The organism is bacterium (assembly GCA_024742285.1).
Classification (GTDB): domain Bacteria; phylum Myxococcota_A; class UBA9160; order UBA9160; family UBA4427; genus UBA4427.
Map to the genome: position 1 here is coordinate 161,884 of JANSYR010000006.1, position 25,549 is coordinate 187,432.

Annotated in this window: 29 protein-coding genes; 18 read left to right on the forward strand and 11 right to left on the reverse strand. The window is 69.7% G+C overall.

Features of this window, described 5'->3' with window-relative positions:
- Positions 1–132: 132 nt before the first annotated feature.
- Positions 133–603, forward strand: a complete 471-nt coding sequence (locus NXI30_13035) for a cyclic nucleotide-binding domain-containing protein (GenBank protein MCR9095137.1) — start codon at positions 133–135, stop codon at positions 601–603.
- Positions 604–736: 133 nt separating this feature from the next.
- On the opposite strand, the gene NXI30_13040 is transcribed toward NXI30_13035, so the two are convergent.
- The 3 genes from NXI30_13040 to NXI30_13050 all read right to left on the reverse strand — a co-directional run bounded on the left by NXI30_13040 (position 737) and on the right by NXI30_13050 (position 4,663).
- A complete protein-coding gene (locus tag NXI30_13040) occupies positions 737–1,471 on the reverse strand; it encodes a hypothetical protein (GenBank protein MCR9095138.1) in 735 nt (244 codons plus the stop codon).
- A 217-nt stretch (positions 1,472–1,688) separates the two neighbouring features.
- Positions 1,689–3,599: a sulfatase gene (locus tag NXI30_13045; protein MCR9095139.1), complete on the reverse strand. Its 1,911-nt coding sequence runs from the start codon at positions 3,597–3,599 to the stop codon at positions 1,689–1,691.
- A 281-nt stretch (positions 3,600–3,880) separates the two neighbouring features.
- Positions 3,881–4,663 (reverse strand): Stp1/IreP family PP2C-type Ser/Thr phosphatase, encoded by a 783-nt coding sequence (locus NXI30_13050; protein ID MCR9095140.1) that lies wholly within the window; start codon positions 4,661–4,663, stop codon positions 3,881–3,883.
- A gap of 157 nt (positions 4,664–4,820) precedes the next feature.
- On the opposite strand from NXI30_13050, the gene NXI30_13055 reads away from it, so the two are divergent.
- The 4 genes from NXI30_13055 to NXI30_13070 all read left to right on the forward strand — a co-directional run bounded on the left by NXI30_13055 (position 4,821) and on the right by NXI30_13070 (position 8,457).
- On the forward strand, positions 4,821–5,369 hold the full coding sequence (locus NXI30_13055; protein MCR9095141.1) for a VOC family protein: 549 nt from the start codon (positions 4,821–4,823) through the stop codon (positions 5,367–5,369).
- A gap of 138 nt (positions 5,370–5,507) precedes the next feature.
- Complete coding sequence (locus tag NXI30_13060) at positions 5,508–6,365, forward strand: SDR family NAD(P)-dependent oxidoreductase (protein MCR9095142.1); 858 nt, start codon at positions 5,508–5,510, stop codon at positions 6,363–6,365.
- Positions 6,362–6,958: a hypothetical protein gene (locus NXI30_13065; GenBank protein MCR9095143.1), complete on the forward strand. Its 597-nt coding sequence runs from the start codon at positions 6,362–6,364 to the stop codon at positions 6,956–6,958. Before NXI30_13060 ends, NXI30_13065 begins: the two co-directional genes overlap by 4 nt.
- Positions 6,959–7,050: 92 nt before the next feature.
- The gene (locus tag NXI30_13070; protein MCR9095144.1) at positions 7,051–8,457 is read left to right on the forward strand and encodes a hypothetical protein; all 1,407 of its coding nucleotides are present in this window, start codon (positions 7,051–7,053) and stop codon (positions 8,455–8,457) included.
- A gap of 139 nt (positions 8,458–8,596) precedes the next feature.
- Here NXI30_13070 and NXI30_13075 read toward each other — a convergent pair whose 3' ends face one another.
- The 4 genes from NXI30_13075 to NXI30_13090 all read right to left on the reverse strand — a co-directional run bounded on the left by NXI30_13075 (position 8,597) and on the right by NXI30_13090 (position 12,077).
- Positions 8,597–9,589: a quinone oxidoreductase gene (locus NXI30_13075; GenBank protein ID MCR9095145.1), complete on the reverse strand. Its 993-nt coding sequence runs from the start codon at positions 9,587–9,589 to the stop codon at positions 8,597–8,599.
- Positions 9,590–9,618: 29 nt separating this feature from the next.
- Positions 9,619–10,443 (reverse strand): SDR family oxidoreductase, encoded by an 825-nt coding sequence (locus NXI30_13080; protein ID MCR9095146.1) that lies wholly within the window; start codon positions 10,441–10,443, stop codon positions 9,619–9,621.
- Between the two features lie 69 nt (positions 10,444–10,512).
- Positions 10,513–11,151 carry a nuclear transport factor 2 family protein gene (locus NXI30_13085; GenBank protein ID MCR9095147.1) on the reverse strand — a complete coding sequence of 213 codons (639 nt, stop codon included), beginning with the start codon at positions 11,149–11,151 and terminating at the stop codon, positions 10,513–10,515.
- 62 nt (positions 11,152–11,213) lie between these two features.
- Positions 11,214–12,077 (reverse strand): SDR family NAD(P)-dependent oxidoreductase, encoded by an 864-nt coding sequence (locus tag NXI30_13090; GenBank protein MCR9095148.1) that lies wholly within the window; start codon positions 12,075–12,077, stop codon positions 11,214–11,216.
- Between the two features lie 97 nt (positions 12,078–12,174).
- Here NXI30_13090 and NXI30_13095 point away from each other — a divergent pair, with 97 nt between their 5' ends.
- The 6 genes from NXI30_13095 to NXI30_13120 all read left to right on the forward strand — a co-directional run bounded on the left by NXI30_13095 (position 12,175) and on the right by NXI30_13120 (position 16,094).
- Positions 12,175–12,942, forward strand: a complete 768-nt coding sequence (locus NXI30_13095) for a glucose 1-dehydrogenase (protein MCR9095149.1) — start codon at positions 12,175–12,177, stop codon at positions 12,940–12,942.
- Between the two features lie 263 nt (positions 12,943–13,205).
- Positions 13,206–14,162: a DnaJ domain-containing protein gene (locus tag NXI30_13100; GenBank protein ID MCR9095150.1), complete on the forward strand. Its 957-nt coding sequence runs from the start codon at positions 13,206–13,208 to the stop codon at positions 14,160–14,162.
- The gene (locus tag NXI30_13105; GenBank protein ID MCR9095151.1) at positions 14,159–14,449 is read left to right on the forward strand and encodes a hypothetical protein; all 291 of its coding nucleotides are present in this window, start codon (positions 14,159–14,161) and stop codon (positions 14,447–14,449) included. Before NXI30_13100 ends, NXI30_13105 begins: the two co-directional genes overlap by 4 nt.
- 150 nt (positions 14,450–14,599) lie before the next feature.
- Positions 14,600–15,175, forward strand: a complete 576-nt coding sequence (locus tag NXI30_13110; protein MCR9095152.1) for a universal stress protein — start codon at positions 14,600–14,602, stop codon at positions 15,173–15,175.
- 40 nt (positions 15,176–15,215) lie between these two features.
- Positions 15,216–15,410 (forward strand): hypothetical protein, encoded by a 195-nt coding sequence (locus NXI30_13115; GenBank protein ID MCR9095153.1) that lies wholly within the window; start codon positions 15,216–15,218, stop codon positions 15,408–15,410.
- Between the two features lie 45 nt (positions 15,411–15,455).
- Positions 15,456–16,094, forward strand: coding sequence for a hypothetical protein (locus NXI30_13120; GenBank protein MCR9095154.1), 639 nt, complete (start codon positions 15,456–15,458; stop codon positions 16,092–16,094).
- A 46-nt stretch (positions 16,095–16,140) separates the two neighbouring features.
- On the opposite strand, the gene NXI30_13125 is transcribed toward NXI30_13120, so the two are convergent.
- Positions 16,141–17,046, reverse strand: coding sequence for a TauD/TfdA family dioxygenase (locus tag NXI30_13125; protein ID MCR9095155.1), 906 nt, complete (start codon positions 17,044–17,046; stop codon positions 16,141–16,143).
- A 59-nt stretch (positions 17,047–17,105) separates the two neighbouring features.
- Entirely contained in the window at positions 17,106–18,602 is a 1,497-nt protein-coding gene (locus NXI30_13130; protein ID MCR9095156.1) for a YdiU family protein, read from the reverse strand.
- A gap of 120 nt (positions 18,603–18,722) precedes the next feature.
- Here NXI30_13130 and NXI30_13135 point away from each other — a divergent pair, with 120 nt between their 5' ends.
- From NXI30_13135 to NXI30_13165, 7 genes are all read left to right on the forward strand, one after another.
- Positions 18,723–19,148, forward strand: a complete 426-nt coding sequence (locus tag NXI30_13135) for a DoxX family protein (GenBank protein ID MCR9095157.1) — start codon at positions 18,723–18,725, stop codon at positions 19,146–19,148.
- A 50-nt stretch (positions 19,149–19,198) separates the two neighbouring features.
- A complete protein-coding gene (locus NXI30_13140) occupies positions 19,199–19,675 on the forward strand; it encodes a DUF4920 domain-containing protein (protein MCR9095158.1) in 477 nt (158 codons plus the stop codon).
- Between the two features lie 165 nt (positions 19,676–19,840).
- The gene (locus tag NXI30_13145; GenBank protein MCR9095159.1) at positions 19,841–20,290 is read left to right on the forward strand and encodes a hypothetical protein; all 450 of its coding nucleotides are present in this window, start codon (positions 19,841–19,843) and stop codon (positions 20,288–20,290) included.
- A 338-nt stretch (positions 20,291–20,628) separates the two neighbouring features.
- On the forward strand, positions 20,629–20,754 hold the full coding sequence (locus NXI30_13150) for a CBS domain-containing protein (GenBank protein MCR9095160.1): 126 nt from the start codon (positions 20,629–20,631) through the stop codon (positions 20,752–20,754).
- Between the two features lie 22 nt (positions 20,755–20,776).
- A complete protein-coding gene (locus tag NXI30_13155; GenBank protein MCR9095161.1) occupies positions 20,777–21,049 on the forward strand; it encodes a DUF4404 family protein in 273 nt (90 codons plus the stop codon).
- 84 nt (positions 21,050–21,133) lie between these two features.
- A complete protein-coding gene (locus tag NXI30_13160; protein MCR9095162.1) occupies positions 21,134–21,862 on the forward strand; it encodes a peptidase E in 729 nt (242 codons plus the stop codon).
- Positions 21,863–21,957: 95 nt separating this feature from the next.
- Positions 21,958–23,061, forward strand: coding sequence for a methyltransferase domain-containing protein (locus NXI30_13165; protein ID MCR9095163.1), 1,104 nt, complete (start codon positions 21,958–21,960; stop codon positions 23,059–23,061).
- A 72-nt stretch (positions 23,062–23,133) separates the two neighbouring features.
- On the opposite strand, the gene NXI30_13170 is transcribed toward NXI30_13165, so the two are convergent.
- Positions 23,134–24,495, reverse strand: coding sequence for an MFS transporter (locus tag NXI30_13170; protein MCR9095164.1), 1,362 nt, complete (start codon positions 24,493–24,495; stop codon positions 23,134–23,136).
- A complete protein-coding gene (locus tag NXI30_13175; GenBank protein MCR9095165.1) occupies positions 24,492–25,376 on the reverse strand; it encodes a hypothetical protein in 885 nt (294 codons plus the stop codon). Before NXI30_13175 ends, NXI30_13170 begins: the two co-directional genes overlap by 4 nt.
- Between the last annotated feature and the right edge of the window lie 173 nt (positions 25,377–25,549).

Genomic DNA, 25,549 nt, shown 5'->3' on the forward strand with positions numbered 1-25,549 from the left:
CCGGCAACTCCCCCGCAGCGCGTCGGCACCCGCGCAGGCCCCAGGGCTCCGAGTCGAAAGACGCGACGATCCACCGTTCAGCGAGCTGCCTCGGGCGTCGATCCGAAGAGGGATCCCAACCACGGAGCCGCCATGTCGGAGTTCGCCTACCTCGGAGACTGCCCCCTCTTCCAGGGCCTGTCTCTCGAACAGCGCGCGGCGGTCTACGGCCTCTGCGAGCTCGCCGAGTACCGCGAAGGGGAGGCGATCTTTTCCGAAGGCGACGCCTCGGACCTGGTCTTCGTCGTGTGCGAAGGCCACGTCCGGATCTCGATCGCCACCTCGGGTGCGGGCGAGGAAGCCCTGGCGATCTGCGAGCCGGGGGATTCCTTCGGCGAGGTCGACCTCCTGAGCGACGCGCCGGCGGCGCGAAGCGCCAACGCGGTCGCCCACACGGCCTGCGAGCTCGCGACCCTCTCACGCGCCGCCCTCCTCGAGCTGACCGAGCGCGATCCCGAGCTCGGCTACCGGCTCGCCCGGAACGCGATCGCCGGGCTCGGCGAGCGCATCCGTCGGACGAACCAGAAGCTTCGCTTCTTCGCGGCGGCCAATCTCTTCGGCTGACCGACCCCGGCGCAGGCCGCCGTCGCTTGGGCCTGACCGGCTGCGAGCAGATCGGGACGGAATGCGCCGGACGCCGACGAAGCGACTCCGATCGCCTCCGCGCGGTCGGACGGCGGCGGTGCCGCAGCCAGGGTCAGCCCATGCGCCGTCGTCGGCGCAGCGATCGCAACCCGAACCCGCAGAGCGCCGTCGCCAGCCCCAGCGCACCGGACGCACCGACGGACGGGACCGGGGCCGCCGCGAAGAGCGCCAGGCTCAGGAAGTCGACGGCATCCGGATCGTAGCCCGCCGGATTCGTGGCCGGCACGAAGGCGAAGGTGGATTCGGTGAGCGAGCCTTCGAAGACGATGCTGCCCACCAGGTTGACGGCATCCGGGGATCCGATGTCGGCCCTGGGGATCGCGATCTCGACGAAGGCGTTGGTGTTGCTCTCCTGGATGACGACCGAGTTCGCCGACGGCGACCAGGCCGAGCCGTCCCAGGCGACCACGCCCTCGAACGAATCGTCGGCGCGCCACTGGAGGTGGACGTCGGCATTGAACGGAAGACCGGGCTGCTGCGTGTTGTAGAGCACGCCCGACGCAGTGCCGGCGCCGGACAACGGATCGGCCTGGGGGTCCGTGTCCAGGTAGAGGGTCACGATGTGCTGGTTGCCCCCCGTGGCGACATCGGGATGCTCGAGGCCCACGTAGAGGTTCGACGCATCCGACGTGAAGCACCATGTGCTGACGTCGCCGCCCGGCGCGCACTGGCCGGCCTCGAAGTCGTTCGCGCCGTCGACGACGATCGTCGTCTGCGCGTTCGCCGCGCCCACGACCGCGCCCGCCAGGGCGAGCCCCACCAGCCACGAGCCCGTTGCTCTCGACATCGAAGTCTCCCCGTCGCAGACCCGTGCGGAATGCATTCGTCGCGACGGAAATCATCCTCTCATCGATCGCCGACCGGAGCAAGCCGGAACGATCGGCGGCCTTCGCCCTGCGGGAAGCCCGCACGCACCCGTCCACGTCGACGGCGCCGCTAGTTCACGCCCCCGTCCACGTCGACTGCGCCGCTAGTTCACGTTCGCGTCCACGTCGCCTGCGCCGCTAGTTCACGTACCCGAGGCTCTGCAGCATCTCCATCGTCTCGTGGTCGTCGATCAGGTCGAGATCGGCCACGCGCTTCGTGCTCGACGCCGTCTCCCCATTTTCGAGCTTCTCGATCAGGCTCGCGAGCTCGGCACCCCGCTCGGTGTCGCCGATGCGATCGCGCACCTCGGCGTCGTCGAGATGGAAGAACGCCTGCGCGTCGCTCTCCGGCGCGAAGACCAGCATCGATCGACCCGTCCGCGTGGCGATCAGGCGTTCGCCGGCACTGGCCATCGGATGGGGGAAGGTCTCGTGTCGGGTGAAGGAGCGGGGTGTCGCGTCCATCGGCCGCAAGAATGGCACCAGCAGGCTCATGGACGACGAGGACGCGTTCGCATCCAGGAAGCCTGCCGCTTCGAGGACGGTCGCGTACACGTCCTCGACGCTGACGAGCTCACGCGATCGCACGCCCGGATCGACGACGCCGGGGAAGCGGACGACGAGCGGGATCCGAAGGGTCTCGTTCGTGAGCGTCGCCGCGTGGTCGAAGCGCCTGGGCGCCTCGAAGCTCTCGCCGTGGTCCGCGATCACGACGATCAAGCTGTCTTCGAGTCTCCCGCTCCGGTCGAGGGTGTCGACGAGGCGTCCGAGCTGTCGATCCATCCCTTCGACTTCACGGTCGTAGAGCTCGTGCATGTGCTCCGCGTACCAATCGGGAGCGCGATGGGAACGGTCGTACTCGGCCGCCTTTCCGGGAGGGAGCGCGGCGAGCTCCGCCTGATGGGGGCAATCCGGAGGCACGCTCGCCTCGTAGGGCGCGTGGCTGTCGAACAAGTGGAGCCAGAGGAACTCGGGGCGAGGATCCTCCCGCTCGAGCCAGGCGAGTGCGGCGTCGGTCGCGACGCGGCCGGGGCGGACGTGCGGATACCGGTAGAACCCGAGTCGACGCATGATCCGCGTCGTCGCCATCGCCTTCGCCGGCAGTCGGCTGCCCGACATCACCCCATCGAAGACCTCGAAGCCGCGTCCCAGACCCGTCTCCGCTTCCACGACCGGGGCGGTGACGAACGCGCCCGTCCGCCAGCCGGCGGCACTCAGCATTTCGGCCAGAACGGGGACCTCGGTCGGGACGCGCGCGCCGTTCACCACGACGCCGTGATCCCAGGGCGAGCGCCCCGTCATCATCGAGGTGTGCGCGGGGAGCGTAAGCGGCGTCGGCGTCGTCGCCTGCGTGTACGCCGCCCCTTCCCGGGCCAGCCGATCGAGCACGGGCGTCCGGGTGCGACCCGAGTTCGAGTACCCGATGGCGTCGAATCGCGTGGTGTCGAGGGTGACCAGCACGATCGTGTCGGCGATGGGAAGGCCTTCGGCTTCCCGCGTACCGTGCAACGTGCGTTCCTCCTCTCCTTCTCCGTCGACCCGAACTGCGTCCACCCAGACGCCCAGGAAGAGTGGTGCGGCTGCGACGAGCACGACGGTCCAGACCGGGCGCGCCGCGCTCCGGCCCGAAGGCACCGAGAAGAGACCGACGCCGAGCACGCAGAGCGTCCACAGCCCGTAGCCCGCGAACGCGGACAGCCGAACCGAAGACGCGGCGAGGGATGCCTCGAGGGCGTGATGAAGAGAAACGAGCCCCAGCAGAGCGCTCAGTCCGGCCGCGATCAGGAGGGCGACGCGGTGCGCATCCAGTCCGATTCGGGCCAGCAGGAGCAGCGACACGGCGCCGCCCGCGGCCAACGCGAGGGCGACCGACAGGAGTACGCCCGTGTTCCAGGCCACGTCCCGCAGCAGGAGCAGCGTGAAGCGCGAAGGATCTGCCCAGCCGACGTGGGCCAGCAGGCCGACGACCACGGCGTCCAGCACGGCGAGCACGAAGATCGCCGGCAGCGCGACCCGAAGAACGAGCGAAGTATCTCGAAGCAGTCTCATCGTGGATCTCCTCGCGGGAGATCAAAGCGAGTCGATTGGGCGTCGAGATGGCGAATGGAGAACGTTCCTTCGGGTTCGAAAGACGTTCCCTCGGCCTCGAATGAAGTTCCGCGAGGTCCGCGTGGCGTTCCCGCGGCGGCGCTTGCCGAACCGGCGACTCCGCGCGGCGGGCGCGAGACCACGGTGAAGATTCCGTGGCGTCGGCGACCCTGGCACGCCGACGAGGCCCTGAAGCGGCCGGATGGCGCGCACGTCCCGAGCGCGCTCCGGACCGCGCTTCCCTAGGGCCGATCCAACCGCGCGACGAGCGCGGTCACGTTGTCCTTCCCGCCGGACTGGTTCGCCGCGTCGATCATCCAGGCGACGATCGCGTGCGGATCCCGCGAGCGCATGGCCAGTCGCCGCAGCTCCTCGTCGGCGAGCATGCCGGTCAAACCGTCGCTGCAGAGCAGGTAGAGGTCGCCCGGGAGGAGATCGCGCTCGATCAGGTCGGGCTGGACCGTCTCGGCCGCCCCCAGCGCGCGGTCGATCTGGTTGCGCTGGGGATGATCACGCGCCGCCTCCTCGTCGATCAGCCCTTCCTTCAGCCAACGCGCCACCATCGAGTGGTCCTCGGTCAAGGCTTCGAAGCAGCCGTCCCGCAGGCGGTAGATGCGGCTGTCGCCGACGTGCCCGAGAACCACGGCACCTTCGGGTCGGAGCAGGAGCGCCACGGCGGTCGTCCCCATCCCGCGGAGCATCGAGTCCTTCTGACCGAGCTGGTGGATCTCGCGGTTGGCGCGTTCGAGCGCGGCGCCCAGTCGCTCCGCCGGCTCGCCGTCGAGATCGCGCACCAGCTTGCCGAGGGTTCCGACCGCCATCCGACTCGCGACCTCACCGCCGCGGTGGCCGCCCATCCCGTCGGCCACCACGAGCAGGATCTCGTCGCGGACCTCGTCGTCGAAACGATCGAAGGCGTCCTGGTTCGTCTTGCGCACACGGCCGACGTGGGTCGTGCCCGCGATGCTGATCGCGAACCCGGCCCAGGCCTCACGTCCTTCGTCGTCGGTCGCTCGTTTCGCCATTGCCGGTCCCGGTCGAGACCTCGGTTCGAGGGTTCGTGTCCGTGGACGACGCTCCGTCGCCGCTCGGGCAAGGCTAGCGGTTCGGCGGCTCGACCGCGCTTGACGCCGCCCGTTCCGCTCGGGATCTTGCACGGATCGCAAGGAGGGGAGCTTCGACATGACCACACTCGGAGAGGGCTTCGGCCGGATCGTCCAGATGGCCTACCTCGTGGACGACATCGAGGCGGCGATGTCGACCTGGCTCGCGCAGGCGGGGCTCGGTCCCTGGACCTGGTTTCGCAACATCGAGCTCGACACCGAGTTCGATGGCCGGCGCTTCACGCTCCACATCCACGAAGCCCTCGCCTACATGGGCGAGCTCCAGATCCAGCTCGTCCAGTCCCTCGACCCCGTCGAGACCGTGACGCCCTACCAGGACGCGCTGCAGGCGGGTCGATTCGGCGTCCACCACACGGCCTTCTTCGCCGACGACTTCGACGCGACCCTCGCCCGCGCGCGGAAGCAGGGCTTCGAGCGGACCTGCACGATGCGCGACAAGGCCGGCTTCCGATACGCCTATTGCCAATCGAAGGCGATGCCCGACGTCTGGATCGAGTTCCTCGAGTCCTACCCGGCGCTCCACACGATCTTCGCGGACGGGATCGCCGCTGCGGCGAATTGGGATGGCCGGGATCCGATCCGGACCTTCGAGTACGCGGACCTCTGACCCGCGCGACCGGGTGCGACGTCGACGGTCCGTCCGTCGCGAGCTTCGTCGGCGACACCGGCCGATCGGCGGAGCACGCGTCGCATCTGTGCCCCATTCCCTCCGTGTTTGCCCGTCCGCGTCGGCTAGCATGAACGCATGGGATCCCTGGACGGAATGACGGCGATCGTGACCGGCGCCACCCGAGGCGTCGGGCGCGGGGTCGCGGTCGAGCTGGCGGCGCAAGGCGCCCACGTGACGATCACCGGTCGGACCGAACGCGAAGGCGACAGCCGCTGGCCCGGCAGCCTCGAGTCGACGATCGAGGAGGCCCGCGCCCTCGGCGGGACGATCGAGGGGCGGGTCTGCGATCACCGCAACGACGAGCAGGTCGGCGAAGTCTTCGCCCGCGTCGACGAGGAGCGCGGCGGACTCGACCTGCTCGTGAACAACGCCTTCCTCATTCCCGACGACATGGACCCGCAGCTGCCCTTCTGGGAGACGGGACTCGACTGCTGGGACGACATGCACGAGGTCGGGGTCCGCTCGGCCTACGTCGGAACCTGGTACGCCTCGAGGATCATGCTCCGCCAGAAGCGCGGCGTGATCGCGTTCGTGAGCTCCGAAGGCGCGCGCTACTACACGCTCCACCCGGCCTACGGCGCGGCCAAGAGCGCCCTCGACCGGACCGCTCGCGACTGCGGGCACGAGCTGGGGCCCCACGGCGTGATGACCGTCGCGGTCTGGCCTTCCTTCGTGACGACCGAGCGGCTCCTCGCCCTCGACCCGGTCGAGTGGAACCTCGACTTCGACGGCGCCGAATCGCCTCGCTTCGCCGGTCGCGGGATCGCCGCGATCCTGACCGACCCGGAGCGCATGACCAAGAACGGCCGCGTCTACACGAGCCGCGCCCTCGCCGACGAGTACGGCTTCACCGACGTCGACGGCAGCCTCCCCTCCGGCGCCGCCGACCCGGGGCCGCCCGCGCCGCTCTTCCCCGAAGAATCGGACGCATGACGACGCGTCCGCTGGAACACGCTGGCGCGCATCTGCTCAATCACGTCGAGTTCGTGTACGCGCCCGGGGATCGGGCCCTCGTCCGCTCCTTCCTCGAGGCCCTCGGCCTTCGCGTACTCGATCCGCAGACGGACCCGACACCGCCCGAGCTCGGGCCCGCCGCCGGTCCCTACCTGATCGTCTATCTCGCCGAGGGCGACGACGACCTGATCGACAACATCGCCTACGCCTCCGAGGTGCGGCCCGAGCAGTGGGCCCTCGAGTCGGCGATCCGCGAGCGGCTGGCCGGCGACGAGGCGCTTCGCGCGCTCCAGGCCGACTACCACGCGGCGTACGCGCGCATGCCGCAGGCGATGACTCACGTAGGACTCGCCTATCCGTCGACCGACGCGGTGAAGGCCGCGATGGAACGACTCGCGGGCAACGCTGCGATCCGCGACCGGCTGACGCTGTCCGACGTCTACGAGCCGGGTGGGCCGGGCTCCGTCGACGACCGAGTGACCCAGGCCTTCGTCCATACCGACCTGCTCTCGGTCGGCCTCCTCCTGGGCGGCCAGCAGTTCGAGCTCCAGGTCCGGCACGACGGCGTGTAGAAAGTCGCGCACGCGACCCCTTCCGGCTGCACCCGGCGAGCGCGCCGGCGCGCCGGTATCCTCTGGCGGTCCGGGCTCAGCAGGGAGGCCCCTTGGAAGCGATCGAGCGCATCACGACCTGGGTGACCGAGAACGAGGCGCTGCTCTCGGGTCTCGCGGCGCTGATCGCGATCGTCGCGATCGTGCCCGCCGTGCTCGCGCCGATGCGACGCCTTCGCGCGCGAGAAGGAGAACGACCGAGCGCGCCCCGGCGGACCGGGAGCGAAGCGGACGGTCCGCCGCGCATCGCCGTCTTCCCCTTCGCGAGCGCCGACGGCGCCCCCGAGACGCAGACCGAATCCGAGCTCCTGCAGCGCGAGCTGACGACGCTGCTCGCGCGGGGAGATGGATGCGAGGTCATCTCGAGCGCCGCCGCCCAGGCCTTCGCGGTCGAGGGCGGAACGAGTTCGGAAGCGGGCCAGGCGCTCGCCGTGGACTACGTCGTCGAGGGAGAGGTCCGCGCCACCGGCGAGGGCTTCCGCGTCACCGCGAGTCTCATCGACACGGAGACCCAGCGGGTCGCCTGGTCGGACGTCTTTTCGGTCTCGGCGTCCGACGAGCCGGACCTCTCGGTCCGTCTGGCCGAACGCGTCGCGGCCCATCTGGGAATCGAGATCATGCGGACCGAGGTCGGCCGCGCGCGCACACGCCCGCGCAGCCGGCAGTCTCGCGACCTCATGCTCCAGGCCCAGGGTCTCCTGTTTTCGGAAGGACACCACAAGGCGACCTACGAGCGTGCGATCGAGCTGCTCGACAAGGCGACCACGCGCACTCCCGACTTCGCCGAAGCCTACGGATTGATGGCCCTGCTCTACGCCCTCGGTGCGGTCTTCGGCTTCTTCGAGCGGACGGAGGTCTTCAAGCAGAAGGTCTTCGCCATCTGCCAGAAGGCGATCGAGCTCGACGATCGTTCCTCGGAAGTGCTCGGGTTCGTCGGGTGTGCCTACTGCGACCTTCGGCAGTTCGAGAAGGGGATGCCGCTCCTGGATCGCGCCGTCTCCCACAATCCGAGCAACGCCCAGGCCAAGGCCGCCCTCGGCGCGGCCCTGAACGGACTCGGTCGCTTCGAGGAGAGCGTGGCCTGCCTCGATGAGGCCCTCGCGCTCAGCCCTGCCTACAAGGGCATCGCGCCCTGGGCGACCGTGCTGGCGAACAGCCAGCTCGAGCTCGGGCGTCGCAAGGAAGCCTCGGAGGCGCTCGACCAGGCGATCCGCTGTGACCCGAGCTTCTATCCGGCCCAGCTCACCGCCGCCCGAATCGCCTCCCTCGAAGGCGACGCCGCGGCGGCAGGACGCCACTTCGAAGAGGCCCGCCGGCTCCAGCCCGGACTCGACGCGATCCTCGAGCGGCACGGATCGGCTGCAGCGGAGCGCCCGGACGGCGAACCGCCGATGATCGACACCCTGAGCAAGGTCGTCTACCCGCTCCATCCAGGCCGAAACGAGCCGGGGCACGAGTAGCCCTCGCGCGGGACGAGGGTGCCGGAAGACGAGCGATGGCGGGCCCTTGGCGAGACAACGGCCGCGACGGAGACGCCTCGGGTCCTGGAGCGCGCCTGGCAGCGCATGACTCCGTCGCGAGCGCTGGGATCGACCGCCTCTACTCGCTCGCCACGCGGAGCACGAGCTTGCCCGCCGAGCCCCGATCCTCGAGCTGCGCATACGCCTCGGCGGCCTGCTCGAGCGGAAGCGAGGTGATCCGCGGCGGAAGCAGCCACCCCTCGCAAACGCCGTCGAAGACCTCCGCGCCCTTGCGGAGCACTTCCTCTCGCGTGCGGAGAAAGTTGGTCATCATGCCCCCGCTCACACAGATCGCCTTCGGCAGCAGCTCGAGCGGTGAGATCGGATCCGGCGGGCCGCTCGCCATGCCGTAGAGACAGACGTGTCCCTGCACGGCGAGACACGCGAGGTTCTTGCGGAAGGTCGTCTTGCCCACCCCGTCGATCACGTAGTCGGCCCCCGCACCATCGGTCAGCTCCAGCACCCGTGCGTCGAAGTCCTCGTCTTCGTAGAGGATGACATCGTCGGCCCCGGCGGCACGAGCGTGTTCGGCCTTCTCTTCGGTCGAGGTCGTCCCCATCACGTGAGCGCCGAGACGCGACAGCCATCGGCAGAGGAGCAGTCCCATCCCGCCCGCTGCCGCGTGCACGAGCACGTTCGTCCCCGGACCGACCTTCACCTTGTCGTGGACGAGGTAGTGCGCGGTGAGTCCCTGGAGCATGACGGCGGCCGCGGTCTCGAGGGGCACGTCGTCGGGAACGGGCACCAGTCCGTCGGCGGACACGCTCTCGAGCTCCGCGTACGAGCCCACGACGGCGCCGGCGCCCATGACCGGTGCCCAGGCAACGCGATCACCCACGCGCACGTCGTCCACGCCCTCCCCGACCGCCATCACGACGCCGGCCCCCTCCACACCCGGCACGAAGGGAACGGGACTCGGGATCCGCCCGCTTCGCATCACGACGTCGGCGAAGTTCACGCCGGCCGCGACGACGCGTACGAGCGCCTCGCCCGGGCCGGCCGTCGGATCCTCGACCTCCCGAACCTCCATCACGTTCGGGGGTCCCGTCTCCTCGATCGAGATCGCGCGCATCGTCGGATTTCTCCTCTACCTCGAGCGGGCTAGGCCAGATCCGTCGTGACGGCGCCGCTCGCGCTCAGGTATGCGTAGTGCGGCAGGTGCGCGAGCTGGCCGCCGTCGACCGAGAGCAGCTGCCCCGTCACGAACGCGGCATCTTCCGAGACCAGATAGAGAACGGCGTGGGCGAGGTCCTCGGCCTGGCCGGCCCGCGGTACCAGGTTGTGGGAGACGATCTCGGCGCCCATCTCGGGGGTGACCGAAGCACGGCTGGACGCCGTCTCGATGTAGCCCGGGGAGACCGTATTGCAGCGGATGCCCTGCCGGCCGTAGGTCGTCGCGATCGATCGCGTGAGCGCGTTGACGCCCGCCTTCGCAGCGGAGTAGGCGAACTGGGAGAGGTCCCCGGCCAGGGACTGGTTGCTCGACGTATTCACGATCGCTCCGCCGCCCCCTTCGATCATCACCGGAATCGCGTACTTCGCCCCGAGCATCGCGCCGCGCAGATTCACCGCGAACGACCGGTCCCAGTAGTCGACGCTCATCGTGAGCAGGTCGGCGTCGTTCGCGTGCTCCGCGCGCGCGGTCATCGCTGCATTGCTGTGGAGCACATCGAGTCCGCCGAGCTCGGAGACCGCCGTCTCCACCATCCGACGCATGTCGTCCTCCGAGGACACGTCCGTCGGACACGCGACGGCCGAGGCCCCCGTCCCGCGAATGCCCTCCGCGACCCGTTCGGCGCCTTCGCCGTCGAGATCGGCCACCAGGACGGCGGCGCCCTCCTTCGCGAGGAGCTCCGCCGTCGCCCGACCGATTCCCGAAGCGGCTCCAGTCACGATCGCCCGCTTTCCGTCGACTCGACCTGCCATCTCTCTTCTCACCTCCTCATGTACGGCGCCCCAGGACGCCGGATGTACGGCGCCCCGGGACGCCGGCGTTCACTCCGGATCGAGGGTCGGAACGGTCCAGCCGCGGATCGACCGCGTGCGCCGCCCCGGCCGCTGTTTGCCGCCCTGGGCCCGGATCTTCTCGAAATGGATCTGGGGCGCCGCGTCGGTCTGTTCGGAGACCTTCGAGCCGCCCTCGGCCCCCCAGCCCTTGTCGTAGGGCGAGAGCAGGTGCTCATGGATGCAGTGGTTGCGTCGGAACTTCCAGCCTTCGGGCGTGCGTGCGTACTCGTAGTCGAGGGTCGCGATGCTCCAGGCGGGCTTCTGCGTGTCCGGGTCGATGAGCAGCGTGAGCAGGAACCACCGACCGTAGGCACGGTCGCCGTCGAGCTCGACGGTCGGGTTCGTGAGCATGTCGAAGGCCCAGCCGCCGGCCTCTTCGAAGCCCGGCATGAACTCGAGATAGAACTGGCGGATGTCCGCCTTCGAGCGCAGCTCCCCGAGGATGCCGTGGTCGTAGCTGGCATCCTCGGCGAAGCAGGCGACGGCATCGTCCCAGCGTGCGTCGTGCATCGCCTGCATGTACTCGCGCGTGAGCCGGTGGATCGCCTCGCGATCCTCGAGAACCTGCAATCGCCCTCGCACCTCGGCGAGCTCGCGGGCGAGCGACTCGAGCGTGGGTTCACTCATACCTGTTCCTCCCCGGGCCAGTCTAGTGCGCGAGACACGTGTGCAGGGAAGGAATCACGACCTCAGTCGATCTCGTCGTCCCGGGCGACGGGACCCGGTCGAGCGTAGAGACCCTCGAGGAAACCGTCCCAGGCTTCGTCGTCCATCTCGACGCGCTGTCGGATCAAACCCTCGGCCATCGCCCCGACGACGTAGCGGGAGCGGGGCGCGTCGCTCTCGAGCGCCTCGACGCAGACCCGGGCCACCTCCTCCGGTGTCGAAGAGCGTTCGCTCCCGGGACCCTCGAAGGTCGAGGTGAGCCCCGCGCGAATGCTCTCGTTCAGACCGGCGTACACGTCCGGCGCGCCTTCGGCGACGCCGTCGATTCCCGTGGCACCGAAGCGACTCGCGACCGGACCAGGCTCGACCACGACGACGCGGAGGCCGAAGCCGGCGACTTCGAAGCGCAGCACGTCGCTGAAGGCTTCGAGCGCGTGCTTCGAGGCGTGGTAGAACGCACCGCCCGGAAAGCTCAGGCGCCCGCCCATGCTGCTCATGTTGAGGATCGTCCCGCTCCCCTTCGCGCGCATCGACGGGAGGACGGCCTGGACCAGGCCGACGGCGCCGACGAAGTTCGTTTCGAGCTGCCGCCGGACGGCGTCGAGGTCGGTCGCCTCGACGGCGCCGTGGAGTCCGAACCCCGCGTTGTTGACGAGCGCGGTGAGCGCGCCCTGCTCGGAGAGGATCCGGTCGACCGCGGCCTCGCGATCCCCCGCCTCGCACACGTCGAGGCGAACGGCAAGCGCGCCCAGGGAGGCGAGGCGATCGAGGGAATCGGCGTCGCGCGCGCCGGCATAGACGCACCAGCCCGACGCGACGAGGGCCTCCGCGAGGGCGAGGCCGATCCCGCTCGAGCAGCCGGTGACGAGGGCGACGCGCGACGTCACGCGCGCCGCTCGTGGGGGCGAGGCAGCATGCCCGGTCGCTCTCCGACTCGTGTCCGCTCACCCGACGTCATGGGACGCGCGATGGTAGCATCGGCCCATGACGAATCTGCGCCTCGATGGTCGCATCGCCCTCGTCACCGGCGCCGCGCGCGGCCAGGGCGAAGCCGAAGCCCGGCTCTTCGCCCGCGAAGGCGCGATGGTCGTCCTCACCGACGTGCTCGAAGCGGAGCTTGCCGAGGTCGCCGCCTCGATCGGCGATACCGCGTGGCCCTTCGTCCTCGACGTCGGCGACGAGGCGGCCTGGCAGCGCTGCACCCAGGAGATCGAATCCCGCTTCGGCGCGCTGCACGTGCTCGTGAACAACGCGGGCATCGCGCGGTCGGCGCCGCTCCTCGAGACGAGCCTCGACGACTACATGGCGGTCATCCAGGTCAATCAGGTCGGATGCTTCCTCGGCATGAAGACGGCGGGCTCGCTCATCGCGAAGAGCGGCGGCGGCTCGATCGTCAACGTCTCTTCGACCGGCGGGCTCGAAGGCGTCCCCCGGATGGTCGCGTACGCGGCCAGCAAGCACGCGATCACGGGCATGACGCGGACGGCGGCGATCGAGCTCGCGCCCCACCGCATCCGGGTCAACTCGCTCCACCCGGGCGGCGTCGACACGGCGATGCTCGGGTCGCCGGAGGAGCGCCGGAGCGTCGACTACTCCTGGATGCCGGCGGGCCGGCTCGCCGACCCGGAAGAGATCGCCAAGGCTGCGCTCTATCTGGCGAGCGACGAGTCGAGCTACTGCACGGGCACGGCCCTGCTGGTCGACGGCGGCGTCATGGCCGGACCGCTCGGGTGGACGCCCCCCGAGACCTGAGCCCGCTGCGCGCGGGCCAGGCCGCCTTCACTCGGGCGGCATCTCGACCCGGAAAACGCCGCGCAGATCCGCGCGAAGGCGGTCTCGCGCCGTTCGAGCGCGTCGAGGGCGCCCGGGCGGGGGTCTGATGAGGGCATGACGTGTCCTTTCCGTGAGCTTCGATGCACTGAGCGGCAAGTCAACCGCAGTCGGCCTTTCGACGCGACGAGCGCTTGACCGACACCGCGATGTGACGAGGCTCAGAGAACGACGGAAGGAGCGTCATGGATCCCTATCGCGTCCTCGACGTCGCGCGCGACGCCGACCAGGAGACGATCAAGAAGCGCTATCGGAAGCTCGCCCGCGAGACGCACCCCGACCTGAACCCGGGGGACGAGGCGGCGGAGACCCGGTTCAAGGAGATCTCGGTCGCCTACGACGTGCTGAGCGACCCGGACCGGCGGGCGGCCTTCGACGAGTTCGGAGAGATCTCGCTCGAAGGCGGCTTCGATGCGGAGCGTGCGCGCGCCGAGCGCGATGCTTTTTCGCAGCGATTCGGGGCCGCCGATGGAGCGGGCTTCGAGGGGGCCTTCTCGTTCGCCGACCTCGACGACCTGCTCCGAGGATTCGGCATGCAGGGTGGCGGGCCAGGGGCGGGTCGCGGTGGAGGGGCTCCCCGATTCCGCATGCGTGGCCACGACGTCGAGGCGACCCTCGAGCTCGACTTCCTCGATGCACTGCTCGGCGGCGAGCAGAAGATCACCGTCGGCCGACCGCAGGTGGACGGAGCGGTCACGACGGAGACCGTCTCGGTGCGGGTGCCGCCCGGCGTGACCGACCAGGGAACGCTGCGAATCCCGGGCAAGGGCGGCATCGGCGCGGGGGGCGCCCCCGACGGCGACCTCCTCCTCCGACCGCGTGTGCGCCCGCATCCCGTGTTCCGCCAGAAGGGACGGGACGTCGAGCTCGACCTCCCCTTGCGTCTCAGCGAGGCTCTCCTCGGAGCGACGGTCGACGTGCCGACCCCGGAAGGCCCGGTCCAGCTTCGGGTCCCGGCCGGAACGTCGAGCGGTCGTCGCCTGCGGCTGCGAGGTCGCGGCGTCCCCGCCCACGGCAACCACCCTGCCGGAGACCTCTACGCGCGAGTGGAGATCGTCGTGCCTGACGAGATCCCGGACGCGCTCCGCGAACAGCTCGAAGCCCTCGAGCAGCCGGATCCGCGAAAGGGGGTGGGCGCATGACGAGGAGAAACCGGAAGAGCACGCCGCTCGCGGAGGTGATCGAACACCTCGGCCTCGCACCCCGAACCCTGGCGCTGCTCCGGGAAGAGGGGCTCTTCGAGGAAGAGCGGGTCGATCCCGATGCGGCGGAGGAACTCCGCCTCGCCCACGTCCTGATCGAGCAGCTCGGGGTGAACGCCGCCGGCGTTCACGTCACGCTGCACATGCGGCGGCGCATGATCGCCCTCGAGTCCCGCGTGAACCGACTCACCCGCGTCCTCGAGTCGAGACGGAACGACGAGCGCTGATCCGTCCCCGGGAGCGCGCGACGGAAGCCGCCCACCTGGAGGGCTCGGTTGACAGGCCGTCGGAGCCGCCGATGATTCTCGGACGCCCGCGGCGCGTTCGCCGCAGGCGATGGCGCTGCACACGAGCGTCGGAAGGAAGGAGCCCCGGCGATGTCCTACAAGAAGCCCCTGGACGAACGCGAACACGCGCTCGAGGAGGCGTACTTCCAGAAGGAGAACGCCCGGCTGATCGAGAAGATGCGTGCGCGTCGCGAAGCCGCCGAAAGGGGGGAAGCGCCCGAGGAGCTCGACGTCGCGACCATCCTCGTCGCGACGGACTTCTCGACGAGCGCTGCGCATGCCACGGACATGGCGATCGACTACGCGAAGAAGCTCGGTTCGAAGCTCGTGCTCGTCCACGCCTACGACGATCCGGTGGTCGCCTCGATGCCGATGGAGGGATACGCCCTGCCGGACGGCTTCGCCGTGCAGGTCGAACGCGCGGCGCGCGATCGCGTCGAGGCCGCCGCGAGCGAGGTGAGCGAGACCGGCGTCGTCTGCGAAGGCGTCGCCGTCCGAACGCCGGCCGCGATCTCGATCGTGAACGAAGCCGTCGAGCGCCACGCCGACCTGATCGTCATGGGGACCCGCGGCCTGACCGGGCTCAAGCACGTCGCCCTCGGCAGCATTGCCGACAAGGTCGTGCGAACGGCGCCCTGCCCCGTGCTGACCGTTCCGGCCCCCTGAATCGCACGACACGACCGATGTCGAGGGGATCGAAGCCCCCATGAGCACGACCGACGAGATCGCGGCCTGGATCGCCGAGCATGGACTCGAAGCTTCGACGAGTGGCCGGAAGATCGTCGGGAGATCGTCCGGACGGACGGCCCCGGCGAGTGACCGAGCGAGCCGGAAGCGACCCGGAATCGTCGGAAGTGTGAAGCCCTTCATGCAATCGGGCAGCGCGCGCGCCGTACCGTAGCCACGAGGCGGGACGGCTGATCTCCCCGCCCGGGAGGACACCCGCATGCACCGCTCTCCGACTTCGACCCTGCTCGCCCTGGGCCTCGCGCTCGGCCTCGCTTCGACGGCCGAGGCAAGACCCGATTGCTTCCCGCGCCTGGAAGGGGACTCCATCGTTCTTTTTGAGACGGCGAAACGATCGAAGCCCGTGATCGTCGGCGCCCTCTGGAACGGTCGGAAGTTCGTCCCGCAGGTGATCGAGGAAATCCGGGTACCGGCACCCCGGGACTTCGCGCGACGACTCCTCGACGAGACCGACCGGGGGGACGCAGATGCGTACACGGACGAGAGCGCCGGCGCCGTCGTCCGACGGCTCGCGGCGTCCACCGCGAAGGAAGCCCGGGACGCGGCGTCCTCGCTCGAGCAGGTCTACGAAGCCGGCTTCGTCGAAGCGGCGAAGGGCGGCGAACCGCACTTTCCGGCGTTCGTCGCCGAGGAGATCGGCGGCACCTTCGAAGCGATCGTCGACCGATCCATCCAGCAGATGGAAGCCTACGCCGACCTCGTCGGCGAGGTGAGCGCAACCGCACAGGCGTTCGCCGAGGCCGAGCTGAGTGAAGGCGAGCGAGACGACGCCTACCTGGCGATCGCCGCCGAGCTCATCGATCTCGACCTCGTTCTTCGAGGCGACGATTGCGACTGAGCGCCGGGGCTCCCGGCCGAGACGAGAAGCCGGGCCCGCCCTTCGTTCAGAGCGTCCGGCCGAGCTGCGCGCCGCCCAGGATCGTCGTGCGGTGGATGATCCGCTTCACGCCCGGTGCAGTCCCCGTCGCCGAATGCATGAATCGCCAGTTGTCCCAGAGGATCACGTCGTCGGGCTTCCACTGGTGGTAATAGGCGAGCTCGGGGCGGGTCACGTGGTCGACGAGCTCTCGAAGGAGCGCATCGCTCTCGCCGTCCTCGAGGCCGACGATCCGGTGGAGGAACATCGGGCTCACGTTCAGGATCTCCCGGCCGGACTCCGGGTGGACCAGAACCACGGGATAGGCGCAATCGGGGAAGTCCGGGAAGTTCATGTCCGAGGACTTCTTCGGCGCTTTGGGACCCGGCTCGTAGCCTCGCTGATCGACGTAGCGGTTGGCCGTCATGTCGACGTCCCAACGGTAGACGACCTCGAGGCCCTTGATCCGGGTCTTCGTCGACTCGGGGAGCAGATCGTAGGCCTTCGCCTGGTCGACGAAGCCCGTGAGTCCGTCCTCCTCCGGGATCTCGACGGCGCGCAGGACGGCGCCCTGATTCGGCGCGCCGGTGTAGATCAGGTCGCTGTGCCAGAAGAGGCGTCCGGCCAGGGGACGGCCGTCGTAGAAGGAGACGTAGGCCTGCGACTCGTCCCGATTGTCGAGCACCATCAGCTCTTCGTGGTCGGAGGAACGGATCGTGTCGCCGAGCGGATGCGCCTCGAGCTCGCCGAACGCGCGACTGAACTCGATCTGGCTCTCCTGCGTCACGCCCGGATCGTGGATCAGCAGCAGCCCGTGCTCGAGCCAGAGTGTGCGCAGCTCGGCGCGCTCGGCCTCGGTCCGCTCGGCGCCCAGGTCGAAGCTCGGAAGCTCGACGCCGACGTGGGGGTGCAGGGGTCGGGTTTCGATGGACATCGCTGGCTCCTCCTGGTGTGGCGGCCCGTGCAACACTCGGGTTCCCGGACCGCGCCGGCTCACGTTCCGCAGAACGTCTGACGAACCACTTCGTCGGGACCGGGCGCCTCCGCGAGATCCGCGAAACGCGGATCGTCTTCGAAGGGCTTCGCGAGCCCCTCGACCATTCGCTCGAAGGGACCGGGATCGCCCTGCTGGGCCGCGACGATCACCTCTTCGATCCGGTGGTTGCGCGGGATGCGCGCGGGATTCGCGGCACGGAGCGCCGAAGACACGGCCTCGTGCGACTGCCCCTCTTCGTCGAGGCGGTCGCGCCACCGCGCGACCCACGAGGCGAACACTTCCGGATCCGCGAAACCCACCGACGCGCCGACGCCGCGCGCGTCCAGCTCGGACGGCGAGTCCTCCCCGCCGTCGAGGCAGGTCGAGAGCGCTCGGAACGTCCGGGTGAAGTCCGCCTCCTGCTCGGCCATCCCGTCGAGCAGATCGGCGGCCAACGCGAGCCCGGCTTCGTCCATCCGCGCGAGCCCCAGCTTGCGCCGCAGGACCTCCCCCCAGTTCGCCTGGAACTGCGGTTCGAAATCGTCGAGCACGCCCTGCGCCGCCGCCACCTGCGCCTCCTGCGTATCGCCGAGGAGCGGAAGGAGCGTCTCCGCGAAGCGAGCCAGATTCCACGCCGCGATCCCGGGCTGGCGGCCGTACGCATAGCGCCCCGCGTGATCGATCGAGCTGAAGGTCTGGCCCGGGTGATAGGCGTCCAGGAAGGCGCAGGGTCCGTAGTCGATCGTCTCGCCGGAGATCGTCGTATTGTCCGTGTTCATGACGCCGTGGACGAACCCCACGCCCAGCCAGAGCGGGACGAGCCGGGCGTGCGCGCGGACCACCGCGGCGAAGAGAGCGAGGGTGGGATCGTCGGCGCCCCTTGCCTCCGGGTGGAGGCGTTCGATCGCATAGTCGACGAGCGTGCGGAGCGCTTCGGTGTCGCCCCGGCTCGCGAAGAACTCGAAGGTACCGACGCGGAGGTGACCGCGGGCGACGCGGGTGAGAATGGCGCCGGGCAGCGGCGTCTCGCGGTGGACCGGTTCACCGGTCGCCACCGCCGCGAGCGCCCGGGTCGTCGGTATGCCCAGCGCGGCCATCGCCTCGCTCACGATGTACTCGCGAAGGACGGGCCCGATCGCGGCGCGCCCATCGCCCCGTCGCGAAAAGGGTGTCGGCCCGGCCCCCTTCAGCTGGACGTCGAAGAGCCGACCATCGCGATCGCGACGCTCTCCGAGCAGGATCGCGCGCCCGTCGCCGAGCTGCGGAACGAAGTTCCCGAACTGATGACCGGCGTAGGCCATGGCCAGGGGATGGGCCCCGTCCGGCACTCCGTTGCCCGAGAGCATCGCCAGGCCTTCGGGGCTCGAGAGCCAGGCCGCGTCGAGACCGAGCGATTCGGCCAACGCTTCGTTCAGGCGCAGGAGCTTCGGCGCCGCGACGGGCGTCGGGGCGATGCGTGCATGGAAACGCTCGGGGAGCGCGGCGTAGGTCGAATCGAAGCTCGGAGCGGCCATCCGGAGACTCTCGCGTGCGGCGGTCGGCCTGACAAGCGACCCGATGAGATAGGATCTGGTGGCAACGTGGGTGGCGCGAGCCGCCCGAGCCGACCGGCCCAGCCCCACCGCGGAGACGACATGCTCGACGAAGCCCGACTACCGAATCACCCGGCGTTGACCCTCGCTGCGCGCCTGCTCTTCACCCTCATCTTCTTCCTGTCCGGCGTGACCCATTTCACGGACGTCGCCGGCTACGTCGCCCTGATGCACCCCTCGATCCCCTTCCGCGAGTTCTGGGTGGTGATCTCCGGCGTCGTCGAGCTCGCGGGGGCGGTGATGATCCTCTTCGATCGGAACGCGCGCCTGGGCGGATGGCTGATCGTGCTCTTCCTGGTTCCCGTCACGTTCACGGTGCACGGATTCGAGATGGTCTACGCGGAGGACGCGACGATGCGCGCCATCCAGCGCTCGTTCTTCCTGAAGGGGCTCGCCATGACCGGCTGCGCCCTGCTGATCACCCAGCTGGGCGCGACCCATCGCGCGATCGACGCAGCCGGGGACTGAGCAGCGTCCGCGTCGACCCGACCTGTTCCTCCGAACGAAGGAGACTCTACTTGCCGACCCGACCGACCGAACGCCTTGCGCGCGCCCTACTCCGCGCGGTCCTGCTCACGCTGCTCGTCGCGGGTGCGGCGCGAGCGCTGCCGCCGGGCGACGATTTCGGGGCGGGCATCACCCTCGATGCCACGCAGCCGCTGTCGCAGGTGATGGCGGAACCGACCCGGCACACCGAGGACGCGGTCCTCGTTCGGGCGCGGATCTCCGACGTCTGCCAGCGAAAGGGCTGTTGGACGATCCTCCGCGATGAGGACACGACGGTCCGCGTCCGGTTCGCGGACTACGGATTCTTCCTCCCCAAGGACGTCTCCGGACGCGAGGCGCTCGTGGAGGGCCGTGTCACCATCCGCACGATGAGCGAGCGCGAGGCGCGCCACTTCGCCGAGGAGACGAAGGGGGGACGCCCCGAAGAGATCCACGGTCCCCAGCAAGAGGTCGGCTTCGTCGCGACCGGCGTCCGCATCCTGCCCTGACCGCCACGCCGTTGGGCGACCTCCCAGCGAGGCGAGGGATTCGCGGATCCGAGTCGGCGTCGCCGAAAGGAAAACGGGGGCGGCGTTCAGGCGAAACGCGGGTCGACGCCCCTTTCCGTGCCCGCTCGTTCTGGTTCACTCTGGGCTCACTCAGGAGGGAACCTCATGCTCCGATCGATCTCGCTCGTCACCGTCGTGCTGTGGCCGACGCTCGCCTTCGCCCAGATGCCGGAGGGCATGCCGCCGGGCATGGACCCGAACGCGATGATGCGGCAGTTCCAGGACCCCGCGGCGATGGAGCGGATGCAGCGCGAAGCCGAAGCCGCCCAGGCCTGCTTCGCGAAGATCTCCGAAGCCGAGTTGAAAGCGCTCGAGAAGAAGGGCAAGCAGGCGGGCGACGAGATCGACGCGCTCTGCGCGGCAGGCAAGAAGAAGGAAGCCCTGGCGAAGGCGATCGAGCTTTCCCGCGAGATGCAGAACGACCCGACGATCAAGCAGCTCCGTGAGTGCTCGAAGGGCATGACCGAGACGCAGAAGATGATGCGGAACATGCCCTGGGCACAGGTGCCCGGCGTGGATGACGAAGAGCCGACGGACGACGACATCTGCAGCTGACGCACGCCCGGAGTCGCCGTCGAGCGTGCGCCGCGCTCGGGGCGCCGCCGCGTTGGCGGACTGATCGATTCCGCCCCACAATGAGGCGACCGGCCACAAGTGCGCGATGCGGCCTCGATCCTCGCGAGCCGACGGCTGGCATGCCTCCTGCAATCCGACGACCTGCAGACGCGCGGCCCCGAACCCGGCCGTGCAGGGGAGGACGACCCGGATGGGGATCACCGCAGCGGATCTCATGTCGACGAACGTCGCGAAGCTCACGGCCGAGATGGACCTGCTCCAGATGGACACGGTGCTCTTCAAACGAGGCGTGAGCGGCGCCCCGGTCGTCGGAGCGCATGACCAGCGATCAGCTCCATCGCCTGCCCGTCGTCGAGCCCGAGACCGGCGAGCTCGTCGGCGTGGTGAGCGCGCTCGACATCGTCGCGGCGGTCCCTCGCTACGGACTCGCCCTGGCCGTCTGACGCGTCACGAAGAGAGAGATCCATGACGACCCATGCCCACCTCAAGGAATCCGTGGAGCATCTGCGGGGCGAGCTCGCGGACCCCAAGCCGCTCTCCCCCGCGGACCAGCAGCTCCTCGACCAGACCCTGGCCGACGTCACGCAGATGCTCGACGAGGAGCAGGAGGATCCCAGCTTCGGCGAAGCGATCTACGACGAGCTGCGCGAGCTATCCGTCCGGATCGAGGAGGCCCACCCGAACCTCTCGATCGTGATCGGGCGGATCGTCGACGGGCTGAGCCAGCTGGGGATCTGAGCCGCCGCAGGCAAGTCGGCCGCAGCTCGCTTCAGCGCTTCCGGGCGTCGACCGAAGAGAGGGGACCGATCCGCGAGGCCCCGCATGCCGCCCGACCGCCGTCGCCTCGTCCTCTACTCGGGAGGACAGGAGCGCCGAAACCGCCTGATCCACGAGAGCCTGCTCGACCTCGCCCTGCGCCGTGGGCGCCCGGCCGTGGAGGATGGCATCCGCATGACCTACGTCCCCTTCACGGCGGACGGCGCCGGCCCCTTCTTTCGACGCTTCGTGAAGCGCTACGGCCGCTTCGGCGCGACGGACTTCCACTGTATCGCCCCCGACGATCCGTCCCTCGCCGCCGATGGCCCGACACGTCGACGCGCCTTCGCCGACCTCGACGGCAGCGACGTCGTCTATCTGGCGGGTGGCAACACCTTCCACTTCCTCCATCACCTGCGCCGCTCGGGCCTGCTCTCCGCGATCGAACGCTTCGCCCGACGCGGGGGCGTGGTCGCGGGACTCTCCGCTGGCGGGATCCTGCTCACACCCCACATCGGCCTCGCCGCCTATCCCGACTTCGACCGGGACGAAGACGAGATCGGTCTCTCCCGCCGCGCACGAAGCGCCCTCGACCTCGTCGACTTCGAGTTCTTCCCGCACTTCCGTCGCTCGAAGCGATACCGCGACGCCCTCGCGCGCTACTCGAGGCGGAGCGGTCGGGCGCTCTACGCCTGCCGGGACGGCAGCGGAATCGTCGTCGAGGGCGATCGTTTCACCGCCCACGGCGAGGTCTGGCTCTTCGACCGGGGCCGGGAGCGTCGAATCGGGGGCTAGGCACGCGCGTCGGGCCTCCTCGACCACTCCGACACCGACCCGGCCGGCTAGACTCCGCCCCGATTCCGGAAAGACGCGCCCCGAGGAGGTCCCACGTGAGTCCCGCTGCCCGAACGCGCCTGCGCCCGCAGGAGGCCCTCGCGCGCTGGCTCGCACCGCCGATCGTCGCCGGGGTGACGGGGGCGAAGAGCTCCCTCTATCTCGCGGAATCGATCCCGCTCTTCGCGCTCCAGCGACTCTTCGGCGGCGGAACGAAGTCGAGGCCGCACCGGCTCGGCCCCGAGGAACGGGAGGCGGTCCTCGAGGCGCTGCGATCGCTCACCGAGCGGGACGCCGAGAACGTGGCGACGGGGCTCTACCCGCTCTCGGTCTTCGCCCCGGAGCGCACGCCGCTCGAGCACGCCACGCGCTACGCGCGCCTCCTCGCCGACAGCGTGAGCGCCGCCACGCGCAAGCGCGCGAGAAAGCCACGGGAGTTCGCCGGACGCGCTGCCGATCTCGCGACGGAGCTCCCGGACTACTACCGGCGCAACTTCCACTTCCAGACCGACGGCTACCTGAGCGACGCCTCCGCCGATCTCTACGAGCACCAGGTCGAGATCCTCTTCCGCGGGGTGGCCGACGCGATGCGCCGGATGGTGATCCCACCCCTCAAGGCGCATTTCGGCGACACCGACGGGCGCGGACTGCATATCCTCGAGCTCGCCGCGGGCTGCGGAACGGCGACGCGGTTCGTCGCGCGTGCCTTTCCCGAAGCCCGAATCACCTGCGTCGACCTCAGTCATCCCTATCTGCGGGCCGCCCGCGAGCGACTCGGACGCTTCGATCGGATCGGCTTCATGCAGGGGGATGCCGCGGATCTCGATCTCCGCGACGGGCGCTTCGACGCGGTGTTCTCGGTCTTCCTCTTCCACGAGCTGCCGATGGCGGAACGCGTGCGGGTGCTCGCCGAAGCCTTCCGCGTGCTCGCGCCGGGGGGCCTCCACGTCGTCGCCGATTCGCTGCAATACGGGGACGCCCCGGCCCTCGACTGGGCGCTCGACGAGTTCCCGAAGCAGTTCCACGAGCCCTACTACCGCGACTACGCCCGCCACCCGATCGAGCCGATGATCGAGACCGCCGGCTTCGACCCTTCGCAGACGGAGACGGCCTTCCTCGCGAAGATCGTGAGCGCGACCCGTCCCGACGCGTCGCGCTGAGCCCGAGAGGCCGCCCGCCGGACGGAGCCTCCGAATCCCTCCGACCGCATTCCTCCGAACAGGAAGCCCGCTTCAGGACGGCGTGGGGATCCCCGAGGTCTCCGCCTCGATCTGGGCGCGCACCGAGGCGTGGCGCTCCCGCGTGATCGGGAATCCGCGCAGACAGACGGCCCCGATCCCCATCAGGATCGCCGGCACGATGCCGTAGATCGCCATCAGCCTCGCCTGGATCCCCGCGTCCACGACCTCGGCCGACGGGTCGTAGCCGGCAGCAGCGGGGAGCGACGTGCCGAGGACGACGCCGAGCGCGAACGAGAGCTTGATCACCATGCCCCAGGCGGCGAAGAAGAGTCCGGAGCGCTGCTCGCCGCTCTCGAGCGTGTCCACGTCGATCACGTCGGCGGCGATCGAGTTCGCCAGGAACAGGATCGAGGCGAAGCTCGAGCCACGCAGCACGACCAGCGCGATCAGGATCGAGGTGTCGCCCTCGCGCAGGAAGGTCAGCGGGACGCTCCACAGCGCGATCCAGAGCGCGGCGCCCATCAACGCGTGCGGCTTGCCGAAGCGAACCGAAACGCGAAGCCAGATCGGAACGGCGGCGAGGGTCGCGACGTTCTCGAGCAGGATCATCATCGGGAAGCGCGATTCGTCGAGCATCACGTCCGCGAGCACGAGCCGGTGGAGCGTGCCCTGGATCGCGACCCCCGACACGAAGAAGAGCACGCAGGCGACCATGCGGACGAAGGCCGGATTCCGAGCCACGAGCGCGAGGCCCGCCAGGAGGCTCCGCTCCTCGATCCGAACGACCTCCGGCTCCTTCTCGGCTACGAGCGCGAGGCAGACGAGCGTGAGCACGGGCAGCGCGAAGACGACCGCGATCGCGATGCTGCGCAGCTGGAGTGCGTCGTCTTCGATGCCCTGGAAGGAGAGGACCACGAGCGCCGCGAGCAGCAGGACCTGCCCCGCCGTCGAGATCGCCTCGCGCCAGCTCGCGATCCGCGAACGCTCGTCGTAGTCCGTCGACAGCTCCGCCCCCCATGCCTTGTGGGGCAGGTCGATCATGGTGAAGCCGAGATAGAGCGCCGCCGACCAGCCGAGCAGCGATGCCGCGGAGACGTCCTCCCCCGGGACGAAGATCTTCCAGAGCGAGAGCAGGAAGATCGGAAGCCCGAGCGCCATCCAGGCCTTCCTGCGACCCAACGGCAGGCGGAGCCGGTCCGACAGCGTACCGATCAGCGGATCCGTCACGACGTCGAGCAGCCGAGACGCGGCGATCGCGCCCCCGACCGCCGCGAGCGGAACCCCGAGATCGTTTGAATAGAAGGCGGGAACGAAGAGTGCCATCGGCAGCGCCGCAACGGACGTCACCAGGGACGGCGCCGAGTAGGCGACCAGGCGCGCGGCGGAGAGGCGTTCCGGCGAAGACGAACTCATCGCTCGTTGGCCACGTCGCCAGCGAGCTCGGCCAGGCGCTCCCGCGCCTGCTCGCGGATCACGAGGTCCTCGACGAGAAAGTCTTTTCGCGGCCTGAGATCGGCGACCCGCTCGAGATCGGCGCGCGCCTCGGCCTCACGCTCCGGCGTGAGGTCGAGCCGCGTGAGTGCGAGCACGAGTCGACTCCCGGCGTGCTCCGGATCCCGGGCCACCGCGCGCTCCGCGTACGGGATCGCCTTGTCGCGGTCGACCCAGCCGGACACGAAGGGCACGCGAGGCAACGTGGCATGGAGACGGGAGAGCAGCCGAAGCGCCCCACCCCGGTCGACCGTTTCGTCGAGCGCGAGCGAACGTTCGGCGTAGTCGTGCATCCGCCGGGCTACCCCTTCGCGCACGACCGTGAGGAGGCCGACGCGACTGGCCCGCGCGCCCCAGGCGATGCTGCTCCAGAAGTAGACGCGCGCTCGATCGAAGGGCGCGCCCTCGACCTCGTCCAGCCGATCGACGCTCTCCTTCGCGACCTCGATCGCGGCTTCGGCGCTGGCCGCGCGGGCCGCCTCGCTCCGGTCGGCGAAGTCGATCGAATAGTGGAGTGCGCGCAGCAGCTTCCAGCGCGCTTCGAGGGAATCGGGCGCCGCGGCGACCGCCCGTTCGTAGTGGCCGATCGCCGCCTCGATCGCGGCGGGCTCGGCGAGCCGGCCCTGCTCGTCGAGCTGCTCGGCGCGTGCGCCCCAGGCCGCGTCGCCGCGGGCGAGCGCGGATTCGCCCGCCCCCGACGCCAGCGACGGAGCGAGAAGCAGCCCGACGACCAGCGTCAGGAGACCCCGCGCGCCGCCGCGGTGCCTCCGCCGGGTCGCCCGTCGAAGAATGGCCTGCCTCACTGAATCCTCCCGATTCGGAGCGGGTGGGAGGTTTTTCGGCCCGCATCCGCGACCACAGAACCCTAGCCTCGAATGGACCGGACGCCGCGCGAATCCATGCCGCATCGTCGCGACCCGCGTGAATTCGGTCGGGCGGAGACATCTCCCGCCCGAGCGCGGCCCTACGACGGATC

Excerpts from the sequence above, each read along its gene's own strand:
- NXI30_13100 (MCR9095150.1), top strand. The coding sequence starts at position 13,206 with ATGGATCCCTATCGCGTCCTCGACGTCGCGCGCGACGCCGACCAGGAG.
- NXI30_13155 (MCR9095161.1), top strand. The coding sequence starts at position 20,777 with ATGACGACCCATGCCCACCTCAAGGAATCCGTGGAGCATCTGCGGGGC.
- NXI30_13035 (MCR9095137.1), top strand. The coding sequence starts at position 133 with ATGTCGGAGTTCGCCTACCTCGGAGACTGCCCCCTCTTCCAGGGCCTG.
- NXI30_13130 (MCR9095156.1), bottom strand. The coding sequence starts at position 18,602 with ATGGCCGCTCCGAGCTTCGATTCGACCTACGCCGCGCTCCCCGAGCGT.
- NXI30_13065 (MCR9095143.1), top strand. The coding sequence starts at position 6,362 with ATGACGACGCGTCCGCTGGAACACGCTGGCGCGCATCTGCTCAATCAC.
- NXI30_13075 (MCR9095145.1), bottom strand. The coding sequence starts at position 9,589 with ATGCGCGCGATCTCGATCGAGGAGACGGGACCCCCGAACGTGATGGAG.
- NXI30_13105 (MCR9095151.1), top strand. The coding sequence starts at position 14,159 with ATGACGAGGAGAAACCGGAAGAGCACGCCGCTCGCGGAGGTGATCGAA.
- NXI30_13160 (MCR9095162.1), top strand. The coding sequence starts at position 21,134 with ATGCCGCCCGACCGCCGTCGCCTCGTCCTCTACTCGGGAGGACAGGAG.
- NXI30_13135 (MCR9095157.1), top strand. The coding sequence starts at position 18,723 with ATGCTCGACGAAGCCCGACTACCGAATCACCCGGCGTTGACCCTCGCT.
- NXI30_13045 (MCR9095139.1), bottom strand. The coding sequence starts at position 3,599 with ATGAGACTGCTTCGAGATACTTCGCTCGTTCTTCGGGTCGCGCTGCCG.
- NXI30_13170 (MCR9095164.1), bottom strand. The coding sequence starts at position 24,495 with ATGAGTTCGTCTTCGCCGGAACGCCTCTCCGCCGCGCGCCTGGTCGCC.
- NXI30_13150 (MCR9095160.1), top strand. The coding sequence starts at position 20,629 with ATGACCAGCGATCAGCTCCATCGCCTGCCCGTCGTCGAGCCCGAGACC.
- NXI30_13095 (MCR9095149.1), top strand. The coding sequence starts at position 12,175 with ATGACGAATCTGCGCCTCGATGGTCGCATCGCCCTCGTCACCGGCGCC.
- NXI30_13085 (MCR9095147.1), bottom strand. The coding sequence starts at position 11,151 with ATGAGTGAACCCACGCTCGAGTCGCTCGCCCGCGAGCTCGCCGAGGTG.
- NXI30_13055 (MCR9095141.1), top strand. The coding sequence starts at position 4,821 with ATGACCACACTCGGAGAGGGCTTCGGCCGGATCGTCCAGATGGCCTAC.
- NXI30_13080 (MCR9095146.1), bottom strand. The coding sequence starts at position 10,443 with ATGGCAGGTCGAGTCGACGGAAAGCGGGCGATCGTGACTGGAGCCGCT.
- NXI30_13110 (MCR9095152.1), top strand. The coding sequence starts at position 14,600 with ATGTCCTACAAGAAGCCCCTGGACGAACGCGAACACGCGCTCGAGGAG.
- NXI30_13040 (MCR9095138.1), bottom strand. The coding sequence starts at position 1,471 with ATGTCGAGAGCAACGGGCTCGTGGCTGGTGGGGCTCGCCCTGGCGGGC.
- NXI30_13125 (MCR9095155.1), bottom strand. The coding sequence starts at position 17,046 with ATGTCCATCGAAACCCGACCCCTGCACCCCCACGTCGGCGTCGAGCTT.
- NXI30_13120 (MCR9095154.1), top strand. The coding sequence starts at position 15,456 with ATGCACCGCTCTCCGACTTCGACCCTGCTCGCCCTGGGCCTCGCGCTC.
- NXI30_13050 (MCR9095140.1), bottom strand. The coding sequence starts at position 4,663 with ATGGCGAAACGAGCGACCGACGACGAAGGACGTGAGGCCTGGGCCGGG.
- NXI30_13145 (MCR9095159.1), top strand. The coding sequence starts at position 19,841 with ATGCTCCGATCGATCTCGCTCGTCACCGTCGTGCTGTGGCCGACGCTC.
- NXI30_13115 (MCR9095153.1), top strand. The coding sequence starts at position 15,216 with ATGAGCACGACCGACGAGATCGCGGCCTGGATCGCCGAGCATGGACTC.
- NXI30_13060 (MCR9095142.1), top strand. The coding sequence starts at position 5,508 with ATGGGATCCCTGGACGGAATGACGGCGATCGTGACCGGCGCCACCCGA.